Origin of the sequence: Stenotrophomonas sp. VV52, from assembly GCF_002893095.1 — a bacterium.
GTDB classification, from domain to species: domain Bacteria; phylum Pseudomonadota; class Gammaproteobacteria; order Xanthomonadales; family Xanthomonadaceae; genus Stenotrophomonas; species Stenotrophomonas aracearum.
Window position 1 is genome coordinate 1 of the sequence record NZ_PKQQ01000023.1, and the last position, 23,193, is coordinate 23,193.

Here is a 23,193-nt window from a genome sequence, read left to right on the forward strand (position 1 = left end):
TCATGCAGGACAAGCTGTTCGCCAAGGTCGCGGCCGGCAAGATCGAAACCGTCTGGCACCACCAGGTCGAGGAAGTGCTGGGCAACGATGCCGGCGTGACCGGTGTGCGCGTGAAGTCCACCCTGGACGGCAGCACCCGCGACATCGACGCGCACGGCTTCTTCGTGGCAATCGGTCATCACCCGAACACCACCCTGTTCGACGGCCAGCTGGCGATGAACAACGGCTACCTGGAAATCCGCTCGGGCCTGGGCGGCAATGCCACCCAGACCTCGGTGGAAGGCGTGTTCGCCGCAGGCGACGTGGCCGACCAGCACTATCGGCAGGCCATCACCTCCGCCGGCTTCGGCTGCATGGCCGCACTGGATGCCGAGCGCTACCTGGATGCACTTAAGATCTCCGATCAACAGCAGCACAGGAACGCCGCCTGAGTGCAGCGATGTGAGGAATTCCAGATGGACAGCGTCGATGTGGTGGTGATCGGAGGTGGGCAGGCGGGTCTTTCGGCTGGCTACTTCCTGCGTCGCAGCGGGCTGTCCTATGTGATTCTTGATGCTGAAGCGTCACCTGGTGGGGCGTGGCAGCATGCGTGGAAATCCTTGCATCTGTTCTCGCCGGCGGGCTGGAGCTCGATTCCCGGTTGGCCGATGCCCGCCACCCGGGAACCGTACCCTTCGCAGGCGGAAGTGCTGGACTACCTCACGCGCTACGAGCACAAATATGCACTGCCCGTCATCCGTCCCGTGCAGGTGGAACGCGTCAGTCGTTCGGGAACCCGGTTGCTGGTGGAAGCAGATGACGGCCGACAGTGGCATACGCGTGCAGTGATAAGCGCCACAGGTACCTGGCGGCATCCCTACACGCCCGACTATGAAGGTATGGACGCATTCGGCGGCGCGCAGCTGCACTCGGCCCACTACAGCCATCCTGGATCCATTGCCGGAATGCGCGTGGCGATCATCGGCAGCGGCAACTCAGGGGCACAGATTCTGGCCGAGGTATCAAAGGTGGCCGACACCACTTGGATCACCCAGGGCAAGCCAGCCTTCCTGGCCGACGATGTGGACGGGCGCGTTCTGTTCGCACGCGCAACCGAGAAGTGGAGGGCCCAGCAGGAAGGCCGCGAACCGGATGTTCCGCACGGTGGTTTTGGCGACATCGTCATGGTGCCGCCGGTGGTGGATGCGCGGCGCCGCGGTGTACTGGTCTCCATGCCGCCACCCGTCCGTTTCACCGCCACCGGCATACAGTGGGCAGATGGCAGCGAACGCAACTTGGACGCCGTGATCTGGTGCACCGGCTTCCGGCCGGCGTTGTCGCACCTGGAAGGAATGGGCATGGTCAACGCCCTGGGTCGGATCGACGTGGATGACACCCAGGTCCGTTCGGTCGCAGCGCCATCGGTCTGGCTGCTTGGCTATGGCGACTGGAATGGCGCAGCGTCGGCCACGCTGATCGGGGTGACCCGATACGCGCGCGAGGCAGTAAGGCAAATCAGCGACTACGTTGGGGCTTTTTCTCCGCTGTCATCTGGCGCGTGAGCCTCGGCGCCATTGCCCAGCGCCCGCACCTGCGATTGCAGGGTCATGCGGTCCAGCGCTTCAGGCTTGAGCGCCAAGAGCAAGCCGAGACGATGCTGGAGCTGGTGAAGCGTGCTCAGGAACGCCTTGTGGACCTGCTCCGCGCTGCCCTGTACTGCAGCCGGGTCGGGGATACCCCAGTGAGCCGTAACCGGGTGACCTGGCCACACTGGACACGCTTCACCCGCTGCGCGATCGCACACGGTCACGATCAGATCCATCTGTGGTGCTTCCGGACCTGCGAATGCCTCCCACGGCTTGCTCGACAGCCCGGCAACGTCGAAGCCAATCTCCGAGAGCACCTGCAGGGCCACTGGATGAACTACGCCCTTGGGATAACTGCCGGCACTGTAAGCGCGGATACGTCCGCGCCCTAAATGGTTGGCTAGTGCCTCGGCAAGAATGCTGCGCGCCGAGTTGCCTGTGCAGAGGAACAGAACATTCAGGGTACGCATACCATCGCAACTATTTATCTAGAACAATCGAAGTATTACCTTCCCATATGTCAGTTCGATGACCGCCGGAAAGGACGCGGGCACCTTTCGGTGCCCGCTTCGCTCATTCAATGACCCGACGACAGCGCGGCGCCTGGCGTACGGTGCTTTCCCAGGCGATCAACCAAGGTCTCACTTGCATCGTTGAGACCGAACACTTCAACGGTCGCGCCGTGCTCGCGCAGCTTCATCACTACCCTGTCGAGCGCATCAACGGCGGTCAGGTCCCAGAAGTGGGCGTCCTTCAGATCGATTTTGACGTTCTTGGGGACATCCAGATAGTTGAAGCTGCTCACGAACTGTCCGGCAGACGCAAAGAACACCTGCCCCCTCACAACGTAGACGCGCGAGTCGATGTCGACCTGGGTGTCGTCGATGCTCAGCATCTTTCCGACCTTGCGGGTGAAGAACACGGCCGACAGGACCACGCCTGTCAACACGCCCTTGGCAAGGTCGTGGGTAGCCACGGTCACGATGACCGTCCCAATCATCACAATTGAAGAGCTCTTGGGATGAACGGCCAGCTCGCGCAGCGAGCGCCAGCTGAAGGTTCCGATGCTGACCATGATCATCACCGCGACCAGTGCGGCCATTGGAATCTGACTCACCAGGTTTGACCCATAAACAACGAGGAGGAGCAGAACCACGCCGGCCACCAGGCAGGAGAGACGGCCTCGGCCACCGGAAGTGATGTTGATCACCGACTGGCCGATCATTGCACAGCCTGCCATGCCCCCAAAGAAGCCCGTTACGGTGTTAGCCAAGCCTTGGCCCGCACATTCGCGATTCTTCTGGCTCGGGGTATCGGTCATGTCTTCGACGATCTGCGCGGTCATCAGCGATTCCAACAGGCCAACGACCGCCAAAGTCGCCGAAACCGGCAGCAGGATCTGGAGTGTCTCCCAGGTGAATGGCACGTCCGGAATCAGGAACGACGGCAGGCTGTCAGGCAGCGCCCCCATGTCGCCTACGGTGCGTACCTGGAAGCCGAAATACATGGAAGCGGCCGTAAGAACCACGATCGCCACCAATGCCGAAGGAACGGCTTTGGTCAGCAGCGGCAGCAGGTAGATGATTGCCAGACCCACAGCACAGATCGCATACACCATCCACGGCATGCCGATGAGCTCGGGAAGCTGCGCCATGAAAATGAGAATCGCCAGTGCATTCACAAATCCGGTCACCACCGAGCGCGACACAAAGCGCATCAGCGAGCCCAACCGCAGGGCGCCGGCCAGCATCTGCAGCACGCCGGCCAGGATGGTGGCGGCAAACAGATACTGGATGCCGTGCTCGCGCACCAGCGTAACCATCACCAACGCCATGGCGCCGGTCGCAGCCGAGATCATGCCAGGGCGGCCACCGGCGATGGCGGTGATGACGGCGATGCAGAACGAGGCATACAAACCTACCTTTGGGTCGACGCCGGCGATGATGGAAAACGCGATTGCCTCAGGAATCAGGGCTAGCGCAACGACGATGCCCGACAGCAGGTCACCACGGATGTTACCGAGCCATTGCTGGCGCAGGGGATAAATTGCAGACATAGGAAATGATCTCCGCGCACAGCCGTGCGCGCCAAACGAAAGAAACAGGCACCCTTCCAGACCTAAGTGTCTGGATCGCTTCTTCAATCAAGCGTCAGGGTGGAGTCATCGCTAGCCGATCCGTTAGGTATTTGACGGTCTATTGTAAACCGGCATAGCGCCTGAGGGGAAATCCGGCATCGCGGTCGCCTCGGTGCATTCTCAAGGGTAGCTTCCCAGATCCCAAGATCATTTCGCAGGCGAGGTCGACAAGCTGGTAGGCAGTTGATCAGACTGAATTGAGCTCTGACCGAATCGCCAAAGAAGAGGTGGACATTCGCCGCGGGTCCTATGTCCCGCTATCGGCCATACGCAGACATCCACCCCATCCCTGATAAACATCCCTAGGCCGCAGCAGACCTCGAGCCTGCTGCGGTCAATTGGTTTTGGGGCAGACTACGCCAATGGCCTAAATTCCCCTAGGTCAGTGAGTCTAGCCCGTCCCTTCTAGGACGCCTTAGGCCACTTCAAGTTGATGCATCGTCCGCACAGAAGATCCCATGCATCGCGCCCAGCAGTGCTGCAACGCGCGGGTCTGCCATGCGGTAGATGATCGACCGCGATTCCCGCCGGGTCGCTACAAGCTTTCGTTGGCGGAGTTCGGCCAGTTGCTGGGAGAGCGCCGGCTGTCGAATGCCAGTTGCGTCCTCAAGTCCGCCCACCGTCATTTCACCTTGCGCGAGCTGGCATAGCAGCAACAGGCGCGAGGGGGTGGCCATGAAGCGCAGCAACTCGGCCACTTCGGGCACGCGCTCCTTCATCGTGGCTAGGTCAGACGGGCTGAATGGGGGGCTGGTCACAGGCAATGGCAACTTGGGCGGCTGATGTGATGCGAACACCATGGGTAACCGATTCAATCTAGCATGTTTCCATAGTTGCACAGATTACGTAACTATGTAATTCTCAGGCCACGAAGCCTCCTGGAGCCAGCCATGATCCCATCCGTAGCGGTAGACGCCCCCCTGGAGCAGGCTGTGCGCCTGGTCAGTGATGCGCGTGCCGGCCTGCTTCCCTCACCTTCCGTGAAGACGTTCTTTGACCCTGCTACGTTCACTGCCAGCCATGTCGTACGCGATCCAACTTCTTCAGCGTGCGCCATCATCGACAGCGTCCTGGACTTCGACATGGCCGCAGGCCGCACGTCCACGTCCTCCGCATCGGCGTTGGTGGACTACGTGCGTGCCGAGCGCCTGCAGGTGCAGTGGTTGCTGGAAACCCACGCGCATGCCGACCACCTGTCCGCGGCTCCATGGCTGCAGGAGCAGGTGGGAGGCGCGCTGGCTATTGGCGAACACATCACCACCGTCCAGGAAACCTTCGGCAAGGTCTTCAATGCCGGTACTGCGTTCAAGCGTGATGGCAGCCAGTTCGATCACCTGTTCGCTGACGGTGCCTCCTTCCGCATCGGTAATCTGCAGGCGATGTCGCTGCACGTGCCAGGCCATACTCCCGCTTGTCTGGCGTACGTGATCGGCGACGCCGTATTTCCTGGAGACACGCTGTTCATGCCGGACTACGGCACCGCCCGATGCGACTTTCCAGGTGGCTCGGCTCGCCAGTTGTATCGCTCGATCCAGCGCCTGCTGTCCCTGCCCGACGCCGCCCGTGTATTCCTGTGCCACGACTACAAAGCCACCGGCCGGGACCATTTCGCATGGGAAACAACCATCGGTGCCGAAAGGGCGACAAACATGCATGTGCACGAGGGCGTGAGCGAAGCCATGTTTGTGCAACTGCGGGAGGCTCGTGATGCCACGCTTCCGATGCCACGGCTGATCCTGCCATCAGTGCAGGTCAACATGCGCGCAGGCCATATGCCCGAACCCGAAGACAACGGCGTGCGCTACCTCAAGCTGCCGGTGGACCTGCTATGACGCTCTCTCATCTGGCTTGGTATTGGCCGCTCGCTGGGGGTGCGATGATCGGTACAGCGGCCGGAGCCTATCTACTCCTTCTCGGGCGCGTTGCTGGCATCTCGGGTCTGCTTGCCAGGGCACTGGGCATGACAGGTGACGGCGGGCGCAGCAGTGCTGTCCTGTTTCTGGCAGGACTTGCCCTGGCGTCAGGCTTGGCATTGGCGGCCAGACCCATACCCCTGCCGGCGCTCTCCGCAAACGGAACTGTGGTGCTGGTGATTGCGGGACTGCTGGTGGGTTACGGAACTCGCCTTGGGGCGGGCTGTACCAGTGGGCACGGTGTCTGCGGCCTGGGCCGGGCGTCGCCGCGGTCAGTGGTGGCGACCTGCGTGTTCATGCTCGTAGGCATGGCCACGGCGACCCTGGTACAGATTGCGACCGGGGGCCCGGCATGATCCGTCTTGCCGCGTTCCTGTGCGGCGCACTCTTCGGATTGGGCCTGGTTGTATCCGATATGGCCAACCCAGCCCGCGTGCTTGCTTTCCTTGATGTGAGCGACGCCTGGGACCCCTCACTGGCGCTGGTCATGCTGGGCGCACTGATTCCTTCCGGCGCAGCCTACCTGCGGATACGCGCCCGTAGAACACCTCTGCTTGCCGAATCGCTGCACATTCCCACCCATCGCATCATCGACCGGCGCCTGGTCATTGGTTCGGCAATATTCGGCTTGGGTTGGGGACTGGCCGGAGTGTGTCCCGGCCCTGCCATCGCATTGCTGGGAACCGGCCAGCCCTTCGCGATCATCTTCACCACGGCAATGATCGCAGGCGTGATCCTGCATGGCCTCATTCATCACCCCACTGCACCTATGGGACAACCATGAACCTCAAACCACTCTCTGCCAACCTCAAGGTATCCGGTCAGCTCCTGCCAGAGGATATTGAAACTCTGAAGGAGCAGGGCTTTGCGAGCGTGATCTGCAATCGGCCTGACGACGAACAGCCGGAGCAGCCCAGTCACCATGCGCTGCAGGCTGCCTGCCACCAGGCGGGCATGCAGTTTGCCTATCTTCCCGTCGTGCCTGGTGTCATTACCGATGATCAGGTGCATACCTTTGCCAGGTTGATCGACGCGCTGCCACGCCCTGTTGCCGCGTACTGCAGAACCGGCACCCGTGCTGCGATGCTCTGGGCGCTGTCGGAAGTCGTTCACAACAGAGCGGCGTTTGCCCACGTCCTGTCTGTTGCCTCGGACGCAGGCTATGACCTTTCCTCCATCGCAACACGGCTGCAGCAAGGTCCGGCGTCCGGCGACTGACATATGGAAACCCTATCTCTGCTGCAGTGGGTGCTGGGCGGCCTGTCTGGTGTTCTGGTCGGCTTCGTGCTCGGCGTGGTTGGCGGGGGCGGATCCATCCTGGCGGTACCACTGATGCTCTACGTGGTCGGCGTGGAAGATCCGCATGCGGCTATCGGCACCAGCGCCCTGGCAGTGGCGGTCAATGCGGTGTCGAATCTGGTGGTACACGCCCGTAGAGGGAATGTTCGTTGGCCCTGTGCTTCGGTCTTCGCCCTGGCGGGGGTCGCGGGCGCCTACCTGGGTTCCAGCGTGGGCAAGGCCTTCGACGGCAAGAGGCTGTTGGCGCTGTTTGCTGTGGTCATGGTCATTGTCGGCATCGCCATGCTTCGCAGGCGCAACACGCCTGGATTCGCGGACGCTCGGCTCGGCAGACGCAACGCGCCCGCACTGATTGGGCTGGGCGCCACCGCCGGCGGGCTATCCGGCTTCTTTGGCATTGGCGGAGGGTTCCTTATCGTGCCCGCACTGGTGGCCGCGACGGGCATGCCGATGATCGCCGCAGTCGGAAGCTCGCTCGTCGCCGTCGCCGCATTTGGCATGACCACCGCACTGAACTACGCGCATGCAGGTCTGATCAACTGGAAGCTCGCGGCAGTGTTCGTCGTTGCCGGCATGGCTGGTGGTACTGCAGGAGCAGCAACTTCGACGAAGCTTGCCAGCTATCGTGGAGCTCTGAACACGGTATTTGCAGTACTGATCTTCATTACTGCCGCATACATGCTGTGGAAGGTGGGCTGGCCGGATGTGTTCCAGACCACAGCCGAGCACTGATAGCCAGCGCAGCGCTTCAAAGGCATTGTTAGGAAATTACTACGAACGTTGGTCCACATCTTCCAGAGTCAAATTAGATACGACGGCTCGAAGCGCCTTGCGATCAGCTTCGAAATCCATGGCCAATAGGCCGCGCTCCAACGCAATGCGGGCATGCGCCTGTGATGCGACTCTAGTCGCTTCATTCGAGGACCCTGCCAACGCTACGAAGGCCTTCTGCAGCCGGATGTTGACCTCCAGCGAGCCGGCCGCATCCCTGGAGATTGGTGTGAATGCATCCTCGAACATGTCGCGGACATCGAGGCACTGCACGTGCACACGCGGATAAAGCACATCACACGTCGCAGCGTCCCCAGTGTGGCTGGCCCATGCACAGAGCAGCCTGACACAGGTCCCGATGACGTCGATGCAGGTGCCAGGGTCGTTCACTGCAGGTGACATGGCTCGCTGGGCAATTTCCGCAAGCACTACCAGCCCGAACCGTGGGTCATTCTCGATGGAGCGCGCGTCACTGAAGGAAATGGCTGAGATCACTTCACTCTGCACTTCCGGAAGTGGATTTCCCTCGATGGCTATCAAGGGACGGGCCGGAGTTGCGAACGTACCCGGCTGGCAGAGCAGATGAACGCGCAGATCATGTTCCTGTGCAATGCCGTCGATCCGGGCGACGTCCACATGTTCAACGTAGGCAACCTGATCGCCAACCAGCAGTACCGCCCCCTCCCCTACCGGGACAGCACTGGCTCCGCCGAGCCGAGGCTCCTCGGCGCGGCGCTTCATTGCCGCTTTGGTCGCCCGCTCCACCAGATCGATGGTTTCGCCAACGCGGCCAAAGCGTGAGAACTGCTCGATAGCCCTGAGCAACGTCACTGTGATGACAATGATGACCGCGATGGTTGCCCCGAACAGCACAAGCCGGCCGCTGTCCCCGTAGATGCCGGTGCTGAGCGCGATGAGGCCCACGATCGAGAACAGGAAGGCACCAATGAAGGTGGCCAGCGCACCTTGGGCCCGGGTGTCTTCGATCAGCAGGCGGGCCGCGCGCGGGGTGGCGCTGCTGGACGCGGAGCCGTATGCCGAAACCATGGTGGACAGCGAGAAGGTGGTGACCGTCAGCATCGACGCGGCAAGTATGCCAAGAATGTTACCGACGGAATCGGCGCCGATCCGTGCAGCAAGGCCGGAGGGAATTAGGAACTTCAGGAACGCGCCGGCCAACGCTGTGATGATGCCCAGGGCGCCATACAGGGTGGAGCGGAACCACATCCGCTTTGTAACTTTGCTGGCTGCAAGCCTCAATCTGGTGAGCACGGGCTACTTCCTGGGCAGTTCGACCATCAATAGCACGGTCGGGTGCCGAGGCCACGTCAAAGGCAGGGTCATGCCCGGCCCAAGGCAGATGCCGCCCCTCCGGGCGGCATCTGTGTACGGATTCTACGAGCGCACCTTGTCCAGGAACTGACGGTGGCGCTCGTACTGATCGAGCACATCGTGGATGAGCTGAACCTTGGTCCACCCCATGACGTCGTAGTCCTGCCCGCCCTCCCGCAGATAGACCTCCGCACGGTAATGACGGGTGCCCTCGCTGACCGGCCGACGGGGATCCTGCAGGGCGAACGTCGGCGGCTCATAGGGCTGGGGCCGTACGGAGTAGAAGAAGTCCATCTCCTCGCCATGGCCAACCTGTAGCCACGCACGACCATCCTCTCCCTTGGAGACCTGGACCGGCAGATCCTGCTTGCGAAGCTCAGCGGCAACCTCTTCCAATGCAGGAATGACGCGCTGCTCGATGAAGCCGGTCACCTCGATCTTCAACGGGTTGTGCGCCAGCAGGCGCAGGCGCGCCCGCCAATCCTCGCTGGTACCCGGCAGGATACGTGCCTCGCGCAGGATCGAGCGCTTGGTGGCATCCAGATGCATGGCCTTCAGCAGTCCCCAGCACATCAGGATCATGACGATCGTAAATGGCAACGCGCTGGCAATGGTGGCAGCCTGCAACGATTCCAGCCCGCCAGCCACCAGCAATGCAATCGCCAGGCCGCCGACGAGCAGCGCCCAGAAGATCCGCTGCCAGACCGGCGATTCCTCCTCGCCTTTCGAGGTGAGCATGTCGATTACCAGGGCACCGGAGTCCGCTGAGGTTACGAAGAACAGCGCAACCAGGATGACCGCCAGCGAAGAGGTCAGCATGGTCAGCGGCAGGTGCTCCAGGAACTCGAAGAGCGCCATCGAGCTGTCGGTTGAGACCGCCTGCACCAACTGCTGGATGCCCTCCGCCCGCACCATGTGCAACGCGGTGTTGCCGTAGATGGTCATCCACAGGAATGTGAAGCCAAGCGGTACGAGCAGCACCCCCACCACGAACTCACGGACGGTGCGTCCACGTGAGATGCGCGCGATGAACATGCCAACGAAGGGCGACCACGCAATCCACCAGCCCCAGTAGAACAGCGTCCAGCCACCCAGCCAACCCGTGGGTTCGTAGGCATAAAGGTTGAAGGTCATCGAGAACAGCTGGGAAACGTACATGCCGGTGTTCTGCACCAGCGCCTGCATCAGGTGAACGGTAGGTCCACAGACCAGCACGAAGGCCAGCAGCGCCGCCGCCAGGATCATGTTGAGCTCGGACAACCTGCGTACGCCGCTGTCCAGGCCAGCCACGACCGATCCGGTGGCCACCAGTGTGATGACGGTGATCAAGCCAACCTGGGCGAGGGTACTGACCTCCAGGCCGAACAGGTAGTTCAGGCCGGCGTTGATCTGCATGACGCCCAGCCCCAGCGAGGTGGCGAGGCCGAAGATGGTACCCAGCGCGGCAAACGTGTCCACGGCATGTCCCAACGGGCCGTGGATACGGTCGCCGATGAGCGGATACAGCGCGGAGCGGACACGCAGCGGGAGATTGTGTCGGTACGCAAAGTACGCCAGCGACAGCGCCACCACAGCGTAGATCGCCCATGCGTGGATGCCCCAGTGGAAGAAGGTGATGCGCATCGCCTGGCGGGCAGCGGCGGCCGACTCGGGCGAACCAACCGGCGGCGTGGCGTAGTGCATGATGGGCTCGGCAACGCCGAAGAACATCAGACCGATGCCCATGCCGGCAGCGAACAACATGGCGAACCAGGAGCCGTAGCTGTAGTCCGGCGTACTGTGGTCAGGGCCGAGCTTGATGCGGCCGTAACTGCTGATGGCGACGCCGACAACGAAGACCAGGAAGCCGGCTACTGCAAGGATGGTGAACCAACCTGCATCATTGGCAGCCCATGACTTGGCCGCGGTGAACCACCGCGTGGCCATTTCGGGCGCGAAGGTGGCAAGCGCGAGCAGCGCGATGACGATGGCTGCCGTGGGAATGAACACCTGCGGAAGGATCCGCTGGCGAACGGGGGGATGTTGCGGAGCCGTGCTCTGCATGGATACCTCCGTGTTATTGGGTGGAAGAACCTGCGGCTTGCGCGAGGCCGATCAGAAGTAGAAGCCGATATTGAGGTTCAGCCGCGAATGCCAGCTGGAAGGGCCTCCTTCGTCGATGCCGATACCATCACCACCAGCAAACCACATGTTGCGGCCAGCGATCCAGTCGACATAGGTGAGCAAGATGCCTTTCTGCAGGCTGCAACCGGTCACGTTCTGCCACGAATCACGAAGGCCCGCGCGGTGCCCGACCGGGCGGGTCATGCTGAGGTTGTTATAGCAGGTGATGTCATCCAGCCAGCCCTTCTGGCCGAACGAATAGGCGATGTTGGCGCTTGGCACATCCGCCTGCGCTGCAACCTGGAAGGGGGATTGGAACGCCGACATTGCGATGCGATCTCCGGGCACGTCATACCGGTACCGCGCCCACTGCAGCTGCGCGGTCCAACCATCGCGCTGCCACTGTGCATGGAGGGCCGCGCCCTGATGACCGTAGTGACGCCGTGTCTGAGTGTTCTGCACCTTGCCAGCAAACGCTGATGCGCCCAGCAACAGTTCGCCGCCGCCCCAGTCGCGCGCGCTCTCCACGCGTGCATGCAGTCGTTGCCGCTCGCGATACGGCAACGCCTCGGTCTGCGCGACATCAAAGGAGTAGCGATCGTAGCGAGCCCCGGACCCGTATTCGTCTCCGGAGAACCAGCCAAGATGCCAAGTTGTGCTGCCGCTGCGGTGAATCACCACAAGGCCCGGATCGTAATCATCCTCGATGCCCAGGTAGTAGCCGGAGCCGAACCAGAAACTCTGCGAAACGGTGGGGAGCAGCCCGAACGGGACTTGCTGGATACCTGCCTTGAGCTGGGTAGCATCGGAGAACTGCCAGCCCGCGTAGGCGTGATGCACGGCGTCGAAACCATCGTACCAGCGGTACTGGGCAGAGAAGGAAAACGGTCCGGTTCCAGCATCAAGATCTGCACGCATCAGTTCAAGCTGCAGGCGGCTGGTCGGCCCGTAGTCGAGCCAGCCATAGTTGAACCTGACGGCGCCTCCTGGATCAAAGTAAGGATCTCTATGGAGGTTATCCTCAGAAGCATCTGCGGCCAGCGAAGTTCCCACCAACGCGGCAGCGACAATGAAGGGAATTGATCTCACGGTTGTGCGCGTTGCCTCCCTGATCTGCTACGGAAAGCGCTTGAGTCTAACGTCGATTCATCCATTGCCTCAAACAGGCGATCTCAAAGAACTCCTGGCGACGCCACAGCAATCACTCACGGCCCGTCTTTAGTCCTCAGGTCCATATACCACGCGAAAGTCACGTGCAGCGAGAGAGTAGCTAACACGATCCACTTTAGTAGTCGATCCTGTGATTGAGCGACTCATAGTGGATATGGAGTGACACGCAATGTCATTTGAGAATAGGCTAGGGCCTCGACACCGGGGGAAGAATTCATGACTATTGATATCAGCGGCCTTTCGGCCAAGGAACTTCGCTCACTGATTGCTCAGGCGGAGAAGCAGCAGTCTAAAGTGCTGTCACGCCCTAAGGCCACAGCGATGCGCGCCAAGATCAATAAGTACGTCAAAGATCATGGCTACACGATAGAAGAGCTCTACGGCGCTTCAGTGATCGCGCCCTCCGAAGCCGCCAAGAAGCGAGGCGATCGGAGGTCTGCTAAATCGACAGTGCCCAAGATCGCTCCCAAGTACCGTAATCCTGCAGTGCGCGGCCAGACGTGGTCCGGTCGAGGGCGGCAACCGCGATGGATAGCCGAGCTGGTAGCAAGCGGAAAATCACTGAATGACTTTCTGATCAAGTAGTGACAATGGGGCAGGCGTACACCGGTACCGCAGCCGGTCCTGAGAATCACTAGTCATCAGATCGAACAGGATGCTGGTGCGCGGAATGCCCTGCCAGGTAGGCGATCAAAGATTGGAGCTAGTCGCAGTTGATGTGACAGCGGGCGAACAGCAGGCGCTCCCCTTGCCTTTGGAGAGTGCGCTCAGGCAGCAATGATTGCAGTATCCGCTTCTGGCCTTGGATTCAACCGATCGACGCAACAGTTTGTCGATATCGCTCTGCCGGTGTTTCGTACCCCAGCGTCTTACGTGGCCGTTCGTTGAGCTGGCGCGCCACGGCATCCAGCTTCGCCTGCGTGACATCGGCCAGATTGATCCCCTTCGGGAAGTACTGCCGTAGTAGGCCGTTGGTGTTCTCGTTGGTGCCGCGCTGCCAGGGATGATGCGGATCGCAGAAGTAGACCTGGATGTCGGTGGCCAAGGTGAAGCGGCGGTGTCCTGCCATCTCCTTGCCCCGATCCCAGGTCAGCGACCGGTACAGCTGCTTCGGCAGGCGGCGCGCGTTCTTGATCAGTGCATTGACCACGGTCTCGGTGTCCTTGCCTGCCACCTTCACCAACATCAGATAGCGGGTCTGCCGCTCCACCAGCGTGGCGATCTGACTGTTCCGGTCACCGAACAGCAGGTCGCCTTCCCAGTGTCCCGGCACAGCCCGATCTTCGGCGCTGGCTGGCCGTTCGCTGATCGAGACGGTGTCGGTGATCCGGCCGTGGTTCTCTGTCTTCTGGGTGTGGTGTCGTGAACGACGCATCGCCCGCGTGCGCCTCAGATGCGCGAGCAGTTCCTGTTTCAAGGCGCCATGCGACTGGATGTAGAGCGTGCGATAGATGGTCTCGTGGGACACCTGACGGCTCGCATCATCGGGATAGGTGCGTTTAAGCCAGCCGGCCACCTGCTCAGGCGACCACTGTCGCTGGATTTTCTCTGCCACACGAGCGGCCAAGGCTCGATGCAGCGCCAGCTTACAGGGCTTGGGACGCCGCGCTCGGTCCCAGGCGGCATGGTCGGCTTGGCTGGCGCGGTAGCCCTCAGGGCCCTCATTGCGGCCGACTTCTCGGCTCACCGTGGAAGGCGCCCGCCCGAGCGATGCGGCGATCGCACGGATCGAGCGCCCCGCCGCCAGCCCACGGGAGATCTCCTCACGCTCGGCCAAGCTCAGCACCCTCGGAGATCGTCGCCGCACCGGCGGACGAATCCCGCCATGCTCGGCCAGGATGTTCCGCACCGAACTATGGTGCCGATCGAACAAGGATGCGATCTGGTGCAGCGACTCGCCCTGCTGCCAGCGATCCCACATCAGTGCCTTCTGGGTGTCGGTGTAGTAGATCCTCTTCCTGCGCTTCATCTGCAACACTCCCGCTGCCTGTGCAGCTATCCGTGTGTTGCTTCGATCATATGAATCCGCGGCCAGAAGCGGACTTGGATCAGGGCCAATGCGGCCGGGATAGCTTCGGGCCGCTGCGATCCTAGGCAACTCGGTCACTTCACCAGGTTCCAAGAGACGCCGGCGTCGAGCGGTACAGCCTACCAGAGTCGCCGAAAGTAACGGTGTTAGGTCAAAATTGCGTCGGATCCGAAGGATTAGAGCCCTCATGGCAAACCCTCGTCATATGAACTTTCGCTAGAATCAGCTAAACCTCCGGGGGCAGAAATGGCCAATAGAACTCAGCTTCGCCAAGCACTCATTGAAGCTCAGGCTTCTCTGCGCTTGGAGGGCCTGCCCATCGGAGATCGTGATGATGACATCTATGCCGCAGCCATTGATGGTTCGCTCAGTGGACCGTTGCGCGACCTGGTCTTGAAGCGTATTCGCACTGAGTTGGGACTGGCTCACGAGACGAATGAAAGTTGACAGAGGCCGCGAGGGCTAGGCGACGCTATGTGGTCGCCGGCCACCAGACCGCTGTTTTCGCAAGCGGTTCTCACTTAGCGCCTTCAGCACGTTTCGTGCTCCGAGCATCACCGAGAATCCCACATCCAGCGACACATTGCATCGCTGGCCGATTTGCTTGGCTGCCTGCTGAAGTTTGCGGTGGGATCCCACTTGGTCTACATCTCCTTCAACCATCTGTAGCGCAAGATCCATTGCCCTGTTCAAGTGAACTCTTTGACTGTACGGACCTTGCTCTTCGTATCTCAATTTGTACTCCTCGTAGACGTCAAGGTGCATCTCTCTTAGCAACTGCCTATTGAGCCTGAAGCGTCTAAGTACAACTTTCATCTGCGGTACATAGTGGTCTTTCTCGGATGACTTCAGAACATCTGAAAAGCATTTGGCACATCGCTCAAGCCGCTCCGCGTGCCTCCCAACAGGTAGCTTTAACGTTGCATAGCTAAACCAAAGATCCAACAGCGGCTCGGAAGCCGCCGCATCTGGGCTTAGCAAGATGTCGCGTGCTGAGATGGACTGGAGAGCGCAGAGATTGACAATGGCACGAATGGTCGTCCGACCCCTGGTCAAGTTCTTGGTGGCGCGGTAGAACTCCGCCTTGAGAGCGTTAGGATACGCGCGCCTCATCGGATGTCCGTCAACGAGCAGTTTCACGAATCGAACATAGTTTTCGAATGGAATCTGGGGTTGTGAGGGCGTCGCGCAAAGCTCGATTATGGACGCAAGCTGCTGCTGACCCCATGCCTCGTCGCCAGTAATCGCTGCGGCGACACCATCACCGGAAAGCGATTGCTTGCATTTGTGGCATCTTCTACGCCGCTGGTAGTCTGTTGAGCTCGGCTGGTCCGCGCCACACCTTGTACAGGTGGTTTCGAGCTTGCATTTATGCTGGTCACACTCAGCTTGAATGTCGACGATCCACGATAGCGGCTCATATGAGAGATCATCGTCCCAATCGCGGTAGCACACTGGGCACCAGCGGCGGCGCGTTGTGTCTCGGCCTCCTCCGTAGGTGGCCAGTACGTCCTCCAAAACCCAGAATGTGCCGCACTGCAGGTCGTCCTGGGCGGTCAGCATCTTGAGCGTGCTGATACGGTGACTGAAGTCACGGCTGGGACCGCAATACTTGCCCGAGCCCATGACTTGTCCTCTACGCCCACCATCAATAGCTGGACCGACTATCGACATCATATTGGCCATGGTCACGCCGACTGTCCACGCTTGCCGTAGAACGTAGTGCTCCAAGGATTCAACTCGCGACGTTCCCACACCCTTCAATTGAAGTGGAGGCAAGGACGACCAGGTAAATCGCTGAGTACTAGACTTCACGGCACACCTCCCCATAAGAGGAGGCCCAACTAGACTTGAGCCGTTTCGCCCTGGCTGTGGCGCTTCCAGCCTCCATTGCATCCTCGAAATCCTCGATATCTCGCCAAAGGTTGGCAAGATCGTTGTCTGAATAGTAGGAAGCCTCTATGTGACGTTTAAGGATCCGCTCGCTTCCTTCCTGCTTGGCCGCATCCTCAGCTCGCGACAGAAGCTGAGCGACCTCTCCGTAGACACCTCCCGTCGCGACCAGTAGATCCGCCGCCATTCGAATCAATAGGTCCTGTTTAGAGAAATTGTGCCTTTCGGTCAGCGACGTAAGGAGGCGCAAGAATGGAGCCCGGTCCTCCCTTCTTCTAACGCTATATGGCGGAACCCATATAGACGTCACACTTCGACGAAACTCGGATTCGATCGACCAGAGTTGAACTGCCCTGTGGATCCCGGTCATTATGAGCATCGACCCGGCGGACTCTGCTAACGTCATCAAGTGCAATACATGGTCCGCAGGTGACTTGTTTCTGTGGTTCACCAGAAGCGCTGATATTTGATCGATAGCGACATACTTGCAGTCACGCGCAATCATGGACCGCTTTACAGACGACCAACACTCCGCTTCGGTGAGCCTGAGTTGATACCGTCCAAGCTGAAGGTCTCTGTCGCGAACTTCGGCTTGAATGTCCGAAGGGGGCATTGACAAATGTGATCCGCCCTCCAGCGCCCAAGTCAGCGTCGGCGCATTAAGTTCTTTCAATAACTCGCGGGCGAGGTATCGCGAACTGAAGTATGCTCCAACTGGCAAGCACGCGAACGTCTCGATGGCAGGAACTTTTCCCTTTTCCCACAGGTTGGGGTTCCCAAACATCTCACGCATAACGCTCCGACGCATCGTGGTCTTCCCTACACCGGACGGACCGATGACGAAGACCATGTGCCCCGGTCTGTGATTGTCTAGAGCTGCCCTCAGGCGATCTCGCGGCCGTCTGTATGCTGGGTGCTGGAGAACTTTCATCAGAAATCCTCCGCTTTGTCGAGCGCTTCTATACCTTCCTGCGAAGGGTCTATATCTTGGCCCTCGTGACTCGTGGATTCCGCCACCTCTGCCAAGGGGGAGAGGAGTGCAATCGCAATGATTAATGCAGCCGCGAACTGCCTCCTGGCGTGCGGTTTTCGCGCGAGATTGTCGCGCCGCCGCCTTGCATCGGCGCCCCACCGCATCTGATTTAAGTCGGTAATCACCATTTCCTTTCCCTCAGGTTGGAGATCCCCAGCGCGCCTTCACATGTTCTGATCGCTCAGTAACACTGCCGGCAACCATGCTCATCTCAAAGGCGTCGATGTCCCGCCATAGGTTCCTAAGATCCTCACTTCCGTAGTAGGAGATCTCGATGTGTCGCTTGAGAATTCTGTTGCATCCCTCCTGCTTCGCAGCAATATCTGCCCGCCCCAGTAGTTCGACCACCTCAGCGAATACGCCGCCGGTAGCGGCAAGGATATCGTTGGCCATCCGGATTAGCAGATCATCCTGTGATAGCCCGTAGCGAGTGGCCAATGACTTGAGCAAACGAAGGAACGGCAGTTTGTCATCCCGACGCTTATCACTATATGGAGGCACCCAAACAGTTGTGACTCGGCGTCGTAACTCGGAGTTTACCGACCACAACTGCGTGGCTTTGTGCACCCCAGTCATAACGAACATCACGCCTGTGGCTTCAGCTATCGCCATCAGATGGAGGGTGTGGTCAGCGGGGGACTTGTCTCTGTGGTTGACTAGTAGCGCTGTGACCTGATCGATTGATACATACTTGCAACTACGCGCTCTCAGGCTTCGCTGCACCATCCCCCAGTACTCGCCTTCTGTCTGTCTTGTTCGCGCTAAGGACGCCCACTCCGATGTTGCTGCGGCGAGCTCACGTCGTATTCGCAGTTTTGCATCCTCCTCGAGATAGCTTCCGTCCAGTAGCCACGCCAACGTGGGCGCGTGCAACTCTTGCAGAATAGAGACAGCGAGCTGACGCGAACTGAAGTACGCGCCGTGAGGAAGTGTGGCGAATGTCTCGACCAGGGGTATCCGCCCACAATCCCAGCATGCTGGATTGCCAAACATCTCCTGCATTACCGAGCGCCTCATCGTGGTCTTGCCTACGCCCGATGGCCCGATTATGAACACCATATGCCCAGGACGATGTTGGTCAAGCGCCATTCGCAATCGCTTGCGTGGGCCCTCGTAGGCTGGGTGCTGAACCATCTTCATCAGTAGTCCTCCCGTTCATCGAACGGAACGATGTCCTGTGCGATCGCAGGTGGCACTGGCTCGATATCTATCCTCTCATCGCTGCCGGTCATTGGCGCCGGGGCAAGGTGCTCTGTTGCGGGCCTTGCGGCTTGGGCCTGCACTCGGCGCGAATGACGAGCACGGGCAACTTCCTCTTTTCTTTTTGCCGATTGTGAGCGCAACGTGGGTGCCCAGAGCAAATGAAACAGTCGCTCCTGATCCGACAAGAGCGCATCGCTTTGCACTTTATTGTGGAAGGCCTTGAACCAGCTCCCGCGAACCTTCACGTACATCACACTTGGGTCACAACAGTCGCTGCGAACCTCACTGGCATTCTCAGTTCGCAGCTCTTGTAGAAGCTCGTCACTGGTGAACCAACCATCGGCAGTGCGTACGCCACGCTGGCGGTCGATTCGCTTCTTGGTCTCCACCTTGATCGCAGTTCTGATTAGGAACCCATCGTCCCATTCGCACGGTGTTCCGACAGCGCCGTAGGCCGCGAGCGCCTCAACCCTCTTCTCAGCTGGCGTTGTATCATCTGGCCCCGGTGTCATAGGAAGGTCGTGATAGACGAACTTCAGGAACTCCTCGTGCACACGGACAAAGTCCGTCCTCGCATTGTTTCGGCTCTTGAACCTGCCGTCGACCTTACGTCCCATCTGGTCGGGCCGCGTGCTTCCTGGGAATCGCTGTGCTACTTGTTCGTTGACCTGCTTGATGGCGTTCTCAGCAATGCCATTCCAGGCGCTGCCCGCCGTTGGGGAGAACCTTAGACTAATCTCGCCATGGCAGAAATCTTGTAGCCAGCGGGAGGTGTTCTCCGGCCCTCGATCCAGATGGATCAACTTGGGCAGGAAGCCCTGTCTTCTGACGTACTCACGCATGAGCAATGCCAAGGCGTCGGTTCTTGCTGAGCCAAATACCATTGCATGAGCCATCGGATAGCCCGTCGCTCCGTCTATGCCGATATAGAACTTTGCTTTGCTTGCTGGGAAGCAGTGAATCAGGTTCGGCGCGCATCGAACATCTAGATCCGACGAATCCACGTGCAGTGTGTGGCCATATCCGATCGGAGGCAGCGAGCGATGGCGAGGATCGGTGCGTGTACGCGTCGCGTGGTAGGCGCGAAAGCCACCCGTGGATAGCGCATGACGTGTTGGGCTCTCGCTTCTTCGCCTGGCATCCAGTCGAGCTCTACCGCAAGGCTCAACCCCCAACCGAAGGCACTCCTCTTCAAACACATAAAGCAAGTCCTTCGGTCTATGTACTCTCCCCGTGTTCCAGTGCAGCGCGATGACGGTCTCTATGGCTTGCTCGTGTTCCGGAAGCAGGCGCGATGCTCGGTTTCCGCTAAGGGCATATTTGGTAAGACAAGCCGAAAGCGCGGATCTTCCTTCGGCAACAGCCTTTCGAACCTGTCGCTGCAGAGCGCCCATCCGTCGTGTTGCGGGCAGACTTCCGGCCTCAATCAGCGCAAGCCTACTGAGTCGCTGGTGTGCCCGCTGGAGGTCTGTAGCGGTTGCCACCAGTAATGGATCGTCCACAGCTGGTTGCGACTGAGCTTTGACAATGGCTCCAAGCAGTAGCTCGTCCGCCTCCTTGGCCTGCTCCTTCGTGCCATACAGATGGAAGCGGTCAGTCCTAGCCGCGGGAGTGCTCTGCCATGGACCGAAGGCCGCCGATCTTCCCAGCATCCAAAGCGCTAGGCGCGGTGTGAAGCCGGGCACCTCGGCGAGGAGACTGTCCAGCAGAAGGGGGCGCTTGGCGATTAGCCCAACTGCCTTGGTTACTGCGGTAGTTTCATGTTGCTGAAGGGCATCACCGGCTACCGCGTAGCAGGCTTCAAGGTTCTGGAGGTACACACCGGTTGGAGTGGGCGGCACCCAGACTCTGAACGCGAGGCCATGCTGCCGCGCCCATTGGGCGTAGGGGGAATAGGTCCATACCGCGTCCTGCTTGACCCAAAGGGAGTCCGGAAGCGCCAGTTGGCTCTCCAGCCACGATAGCGGCTTGCACTCCACTAGCTCTACGTGGTCCCTGCGAAATACAAGAAAATCTACATGTGCAGTGCTGATGTGATTGCGCCCGGACGCCGTGGTTCGCTGCACGCGGCGGCAGGGTACTTGTACGTAGTAGCCCAGCACCTCGGGGTCAAGCTCAAGCTCATAGGCAAAGACCAACTCGCACGTGTGGCTTTCAACTGTTCGCGCACTACCGTTCTTGATTGAGTTGTGCCGAACACGAACGTTTCTCAGCGCCGCCCTGCCTACGGTCTTGGTTCCGCTGCCGGCAATCATGTTCTCGAGCTGCCGAATACTGAGCTCACTTGCTTTTATGCGGGTGTAAAGCTGGTGACGGTCTTCAAACGATAAGCCACCAAATTGTGGGTCTGTGGACATGCCGATTCCTCATGCGCACCCCACAGGAGCACCGTCCAAGAGGCCTGGGCGAGCCCCACCAGCCGAGTCGGACATAGGTGCCCGTGACAGGCCTGCGCAGGCTTGACAGGGGAGTCAGGGAAGGGGAAAGTATCGGCAAGACCTGCAAAGTCGCCGACCCAAAAACCCGTGAGTCCTACCTCACGGGTTTTTTCTTTCCAACTTCCGGCAAGGGAAGTTCAGATTGGGCTAGGTCATGGGCTGCCTGCCTCCCTCGGAGATTGAGGTGCCTGAGATCGAAGGTATGCGCTGACATCGGCGGCGTGAGCGAACCACCCGCGACGACCTTGTGGACGAAACAGCGTCACTGGCAAACGACCTGTGGCGCTTGCCCGCCTAAGTGCTGCCGGGCTATTGAACCCGAGCAGTCGCGACAGGTCTTTGGCCGGCACCAGCCCACCATAGGTTTGCGCCACCCAAGCCACAGACAATGCATCCGGCTCTTTACTTGGTAGGCTCACGTACGCTCCAGTGATGCTAGGTTCCAGGTAACCCTAGCGCTCTACCGTAGCCTTTTCATCCAGCAAAACTACCCTTCCAACGTCTACTTTTTTTGGAGGTTTCCGATGGGGGAGTTGCACGAAGCTTGCCAAGCACTCCAAGCGATGCAGTGCTCCAATTTAGGTCGTCCTGCCTCTGATGCATCGGACAGGCTGCACTCCAGGATTCTCTGGAATACATGGTCTCTGGTGGAAGGCGGGGAGGAAGAGTTGAGGGCACGCTATGTTCTTCGGCGCCAGAGCCTAGATGGTGCGTTGATGATGCGCAGCGATGAGTTCAGTGCATATCGGCAGGGATTGCGATCACTATCACTGAGGCGGCGCAAGCACCTTGCCCTGCAGCACCCCCAACTTGAGGCGGTGCTTAAGTGGCCCTTTGCAGCCCTCAGCCTTCGAGAGTGGGATATGAGGACGGCTGTTGGCTGGAATCGCCTATTTACGTCCAGCGCCGGGCTACTCGGGGTGCGCTATTCATTCCCAGGCGACACGGCCAGCACTGATGAGAACCGCTTGCCGGTGATGGCATATGACCTGGATGGCCTTTATCAACGAGGTGACATCTATGGCTTTCTCATGCTCGCCTGCGCGTATCGCCTGTTCCACTTGCAGCGGTTGGCTGATCGCCAGTGGTATGCGGCAAGCCACATGATACGAGCACTATCTGGAGCATGCAGAGATCCCAGAGTGCGCCCATACGCTCATGAGTTGATCACACAGACGAAGCAACTTCTTCGCCTGCTGCCGGACACGAGCTTTCCAATTCACGTGAATGACGACGTGATCTGGGATCAGATCCGGAACGACGTCCACGAGCCCTCCTACTTGATGAGGCGGGCTGCTGAAAGGCGTGGCGTTCACATCCCAGAGCCTGTGAGCCCAATCATCTCCTACCGATACCAAAAGTGCGCCCCTCATCAACAGCCTTTGCTTTTCGCGCGTAACGGGTAGTCTTCTGATCCGACCAGGCCAAAGATCTGCGGCGGGGGCGGGGCCGGGAGGTTGGCAGTATCCGCGATCGCCTTCTATTCGAAAGATACCCTCTGGCAATGGGCTATAGGCTGATCCAAATCCAGCTTTCGAAATGCGCCCATCGCTGCAGCGTTCACCACGGAGGGAGCCTTGCTCCCGCAAATCCAGCGCATCGCCTGCATCAATTGGCCGTGGCTAAACACGACCACCTGCTCATGCGCGGAATAGGATTTAAGAATGCGCAGCGCTCGCGCAGCGCGGGCAACTAGCTGGGCAAATGACTCGGCACCAGGTCCATCCACATAGTTTGGATCGCAACGGGACCAGTAGTCCTCTACCCACTGCTTGCGGTCTGCTGCCGAGGTGCCCACGCACCGCTCAGGCGATAGATAAGTGAACTCGTGGACCCCCAGGGGCGCAACGACCATCTTGAAGCGTTCGGCGAGTGGTTGTGATGTCTGCCTAGCCCGGAGGAATGGTGAGGTAAAGATGCGGTCAGGCGCAGCCGACCAGGTCATTGCCAATGCGCGAGCCTGCTCCTCCCCTGCGGCAGTAAGGGCAATGGATTCGGGATCGGCGGTTGCAAATCCCGCATTAGCCATGCTTTGCGCATGCCTAACTACCACTAGCATCTTCCCTCTCCCCCTGTTTTGTTTGTCTTCTGGGCAGGTGCCTGCCGCCCGTCTCGGATGCACCCTGACTCCGACGCATAGGCCCTCTTAAGCCAGTACCTAGTGCTGTTAGGCCGCCTCGCATTGTCGCAATGGTTCTGGACCATTGTCTGCTGCGGCGGGCTACGCTCATTTGCCTCGCACCACACAATCTTTGCCACTCAAGGGGGGGCAAAGCATGGTCCAAATCCTAACAGGCTGCACAGACT

At 59.8% G+C, this 23,193-nt stretch carries 22 protein-coding genes and 1 pseudogene; 9 read left to right on the plus strand and 14 right to left on the minus strand.

Going from position 1 to position 23,193, the window contains the following annotated elements; translation table 11 throughout:
• Positions 1-431, plus strand: a 431-nt coding sequence (locus C2U58_RS19265) for an FAD-dependent oxidoreductase (protein ID WP_172448198.1), incomplete at its 5' end; no start/stop codon positions are given.
• 24 nt (positions 432-455) lie between these two features.
• Positions 456-1,541: an ArsO family NAD(P)H-dependent flavin-containing monooxygenase gene (locus C2U58_RS19270; RefSeq protein WP_102947285.1), complete on the plus strand. Its 1,086-nt coding sequence runs from the start codon at positions 456-458 to the stop codon at positions 1,539-1,541.
• Here the strand turns inward: C2U58_RS19270 and C2U58_RS19275 are convergent.
• The 3 genes from C2U58_RS19275 to C2U58_RS19285 all read right to left on the minus strand — a co-directional run bounded on the left by C2U58_RS19275 (position 1,502) and on the right by C2U58_RS19285 (position 4,421).
• Complete coding sequence (locus C2U58_RS19275; protein ID WP_102947286.1) at positions 1,502-2,035, minus strand: arsenate reductase ArsC; 534 nt, start codon at positions 2,033-2,035, stop codon at positions 1,502-1,504. The two genes, C2U58_RS19270 and C2U58_RS19275, sit on opposite strands and share 40 nt — an antisense overlap.
• Before the next feature lie 107 nt (positions 2,036-2,142).
• A complete protein-coding gene (locus C2U58_RS19280; protein WP_102947287.1) occupies positions 2,143-3,621 on the minus strand; it encodes a SulP family inorganic anion transporter in 1,479 nt (492 codons plus the stop codon).
• A 506-nt stretch (positions 3,622-4,127) separates the two neighbouring features.
• Positions 4,128-4,421 carry a metalloregulator ArsR/SmtB family transcription factor gene (locus tag C2U58_RS19285; RefSeq protein WP_049441866.1) on the minus strand — a complete coding sequence of 98 codons (294 nt, stop codon included), beginning with the start codon at positions 4,419-4,421 and terminating at the stop codon, positions 4,128-4,130.
• A gap of 171 nt (positions 4,422-4,592) precedes the next feature.
• Between C2U58_RS19285 and C2U58_RS19290 the strand changes: the two genes are divergently transcribed.
• The 5 genes from C2U58_RS19290 to C2U58_RS19310 are packed head-to-tail and all read left to right on the plus strand — an operon-like array spanning position 4,593 to position 7,646.
• Positions 4,593-5,534: an MBL fold metallo-hydrolase gene (locus C2U58_RS19290; protein WP_205416972.1), complete on the plus strand. Its 942-nt coding sequence runs from the start codon at positions 4,593-4,595 to the stop codon at positions 5,532-5,534.
• On the plus strand, positions 5,531-5,971 hold the full coding sequence (locus C2U58_RS19295) for a hypothetical protein (RefSeq protein ID WP_102947288.1): 441 nt from the start codon (positions 5,531-5,533) through the stop codon (positions 5,969-5,971). Before C2U58_RS19290 ends, C2U58_RS19295 begins: the two co-directional genes overlap by 4 nt.
• Complete coding sequence (locus tag C2U58_RS19300; protein ID WP_102947289.1) at positions 5,968-6,399, plus strand: YeeE/YedE family protein; 432 nt, start codon at positions 5,968-5,970, stop codon at positions 6,397-6,399. Before C2U58_RS19295 ends, C2U58_RS19300 begins: the two co-directional genes overlap by 4 nt.
• Entirely contained in the window at positions 6,396-6,833 is a 438-nt protein-coding gene (locus C2U58_RS19305) for a TIGR01244 family sulfur transferase (RefSeq protein WP_099472807.1), read from the plus strand. Before C2U58_RS19300 ends, C2U58_RS19305 begins: the two co-directional genes overlap by 4 nt.
• A gap of 18 nt (positions 6,834-6,851) precedes the next feature.
• On the plus strand, positions 6,852-7,646 hold the full coding sequence (locus C2U58_RS19310; RefSeq protein WP_102947308.1) for a sulfite exporter TauE/SafE family protein: 795 nt from the start codon (positions 6,852-6,854) through the stop codon (positions 7,644-7,646).
• 39 nt (positions 7,647-7,685) lie between these two features.
• On the opposite strand, the gene C2U58_RS19315 is transcribed toward C2U58_RS19310, so the two are convergent.
• The 3 genes from C2U58_RS19315 to C2U58_RS19325 form a co-directional block, all read right to left on the minus strand.
• A complete protein-coding gene (locus C2U58_RS19315; RefSeq protein ID WP_102947290.1) occupies positions 7,686-8,957 on the minus strand; it encodes a DUF2254 domain-containing protein in 1,272 nt (423 codons plus the stop codon).
• Between the two features lie 123 nt (positions 8,958-9,080).
• Positions 9,081-11,060 (minus strand): choline BCCT transporter BetT, encoded by a 1,980-nt coding sequence (gene betT, locus C2U58_RS19320; RefSeq protein WP_102947291.1) that lies wholly within the window; start codon positions 11,058-11,060, stop codon positions 9,081-9,083.
• A 51-nt stretch (positions 11,061-11,111) separates the two neighbouring features.
• Positions 11,112-12,209 carry a hypothetical protein gene (locus C2U58_RS19325; RefSeq protein ID WP_102947292.1) on the minus strand — a complete coding sequence of 366 codons (1,098 nt, stop codon included), beginning with the start codon at positions 12,207-12,209 and terminating at the stop codon, positions 11,112-11,114.
• A 297-nt stretch (positions 12,210-12,506) separates the two neighbouring features.
• On the opposite strand from C2U58_RS19325, the gene C2U58_RS19330 reads away from it, so the two are divergent.
• Positions 12,507-12,875, plus strand: a complete 369-nt coding sequence (locus tag C2U58_RS19330) for an H-NS histone family protein (RefSeq protein ID WP_099472814.1) — start codon at positions 12,507-12,509, stop codon at positions 12,873-12,875.
• A gap of 223 nt (positions 12,876-13,098) precedes the next feature.
• Here C2U58_RS19330 and C2U58_RS19335 read toward each other — a convergent pair whose 3' ends face one another.
• Positions 13,099-14,259 carry an IS30 family transposase gene (locus tag C2U58_RS19335; RefSeq protein WP_102947293.1) on the minus strand — a complete coding sequence of 387 codons (1,161 nt, stop codon included), beginning with the start codon at positions 14,257-14,259 and terminating at the stop codon, positions 13,099-13,101.
• Between the two features lie 306 nt (positions 14,260-14,565).
• On the opposite strand from C2U58_RS19335, the gene C2U58_RS19950 reads away from it, so the two are divergent.
• Positions 14,566-14,766, plus strand: a complete 201-nt coding sequence (locus C2U58_RS19950) for a hypothetical protein (protein ID WP_116896465.1) — start codon at positions 14,566-14,568, stop codon at positions 14,764-14,766.
• Between the two features lie 15 nt (positions 14,767-14,781).
• Here C2U58_RS19950 and C2U58_RS19955 read toward each other — a convergent pair whose 3' ends face one another.
• The 7 genes and pseudogenes from C2U58_RS19955 to C2U58_RS19370 form a co-directional block, all read right to left on the minus strand.
• A complete protein-coding gene (locus tag C2U58_RS19955; protein ID WP_324618425.1) occupies positions 14,782-16,011 on the minus strand; it encodes a hypothetical protein in 1,230 nt (409 codons plus the stop codon).
• Between the two features lie 112 nt (positions 16,012-16,123).
• Positions 16,124-17,143, minus strand: coding sequence for an ATP-binding protein (locus tag C2U58_RS19345; RefSeq protein WP_102947295.1), 1,020 nt, complete (start codon positions 17,141-17,143; stop codon positions 16,124-16,126).
• On the minus strand, positions 17,143-17,373 hold the full coding sequence (locus C2U58_RS19350; protein ID WP_102947296.1) for a hypothetical protein: 231 nt from the start codon (positions 17,371-17,373) through the stop codon (positions 17,143-17,145). The genes C2U58_RS19345 and C2U58_RS19350 overlap by 1 nt, the downstream gene beginning before the upstream one ends.
• Before the next feature lie 10 nt (positions 17,374-17,383).
• Positions 17,384-17,638 (minus strand): hypothetical protein, encoded by a 255-nt coding sequence (locus C2U58_RS20345; RefSeq protein ID WP_229302317.1) that lies wholly within the window; start codon positions 17,636-17,638, stop codon positions 17,384-17,386.
• Positions 17,639-17,806: 168 nt separating this feature from the next.
• Positions 17,807-18,385: pseudogene (locus C2U58_RS20350) on the minus strand (AAA family ATPase); the annotation flags it as partial.
• Positions 18,385-20,805 (minus strand): DDE-type integrase/transposase/recombinase, encoded by a 2,421-nt coding sequence (locus C2U58_RS19360; RefSeq protein WP_102947298.1) that lies wholly within the window; start codon positions 20,803-20,805, stop codon positions 18,385-18,387. The gene C2U58_RS19360 and the pseudogene C2U58_RS20350, both read right to left, overlap by 1 nt.
• A 1,561-nt stretch (positions 20,806-22,366) precedes the next feature.
• Entirely contained in the window at positions 22,367-22,945 is a 579-nt protein-coding gene (locus C2U58_RS19370; RefSeq protein WP_099472824.1) for a histidine phosphatase family protein, read from the minus strand.
• Positions 22,946-23,193 lie beyond the last annotated feature (248 nt).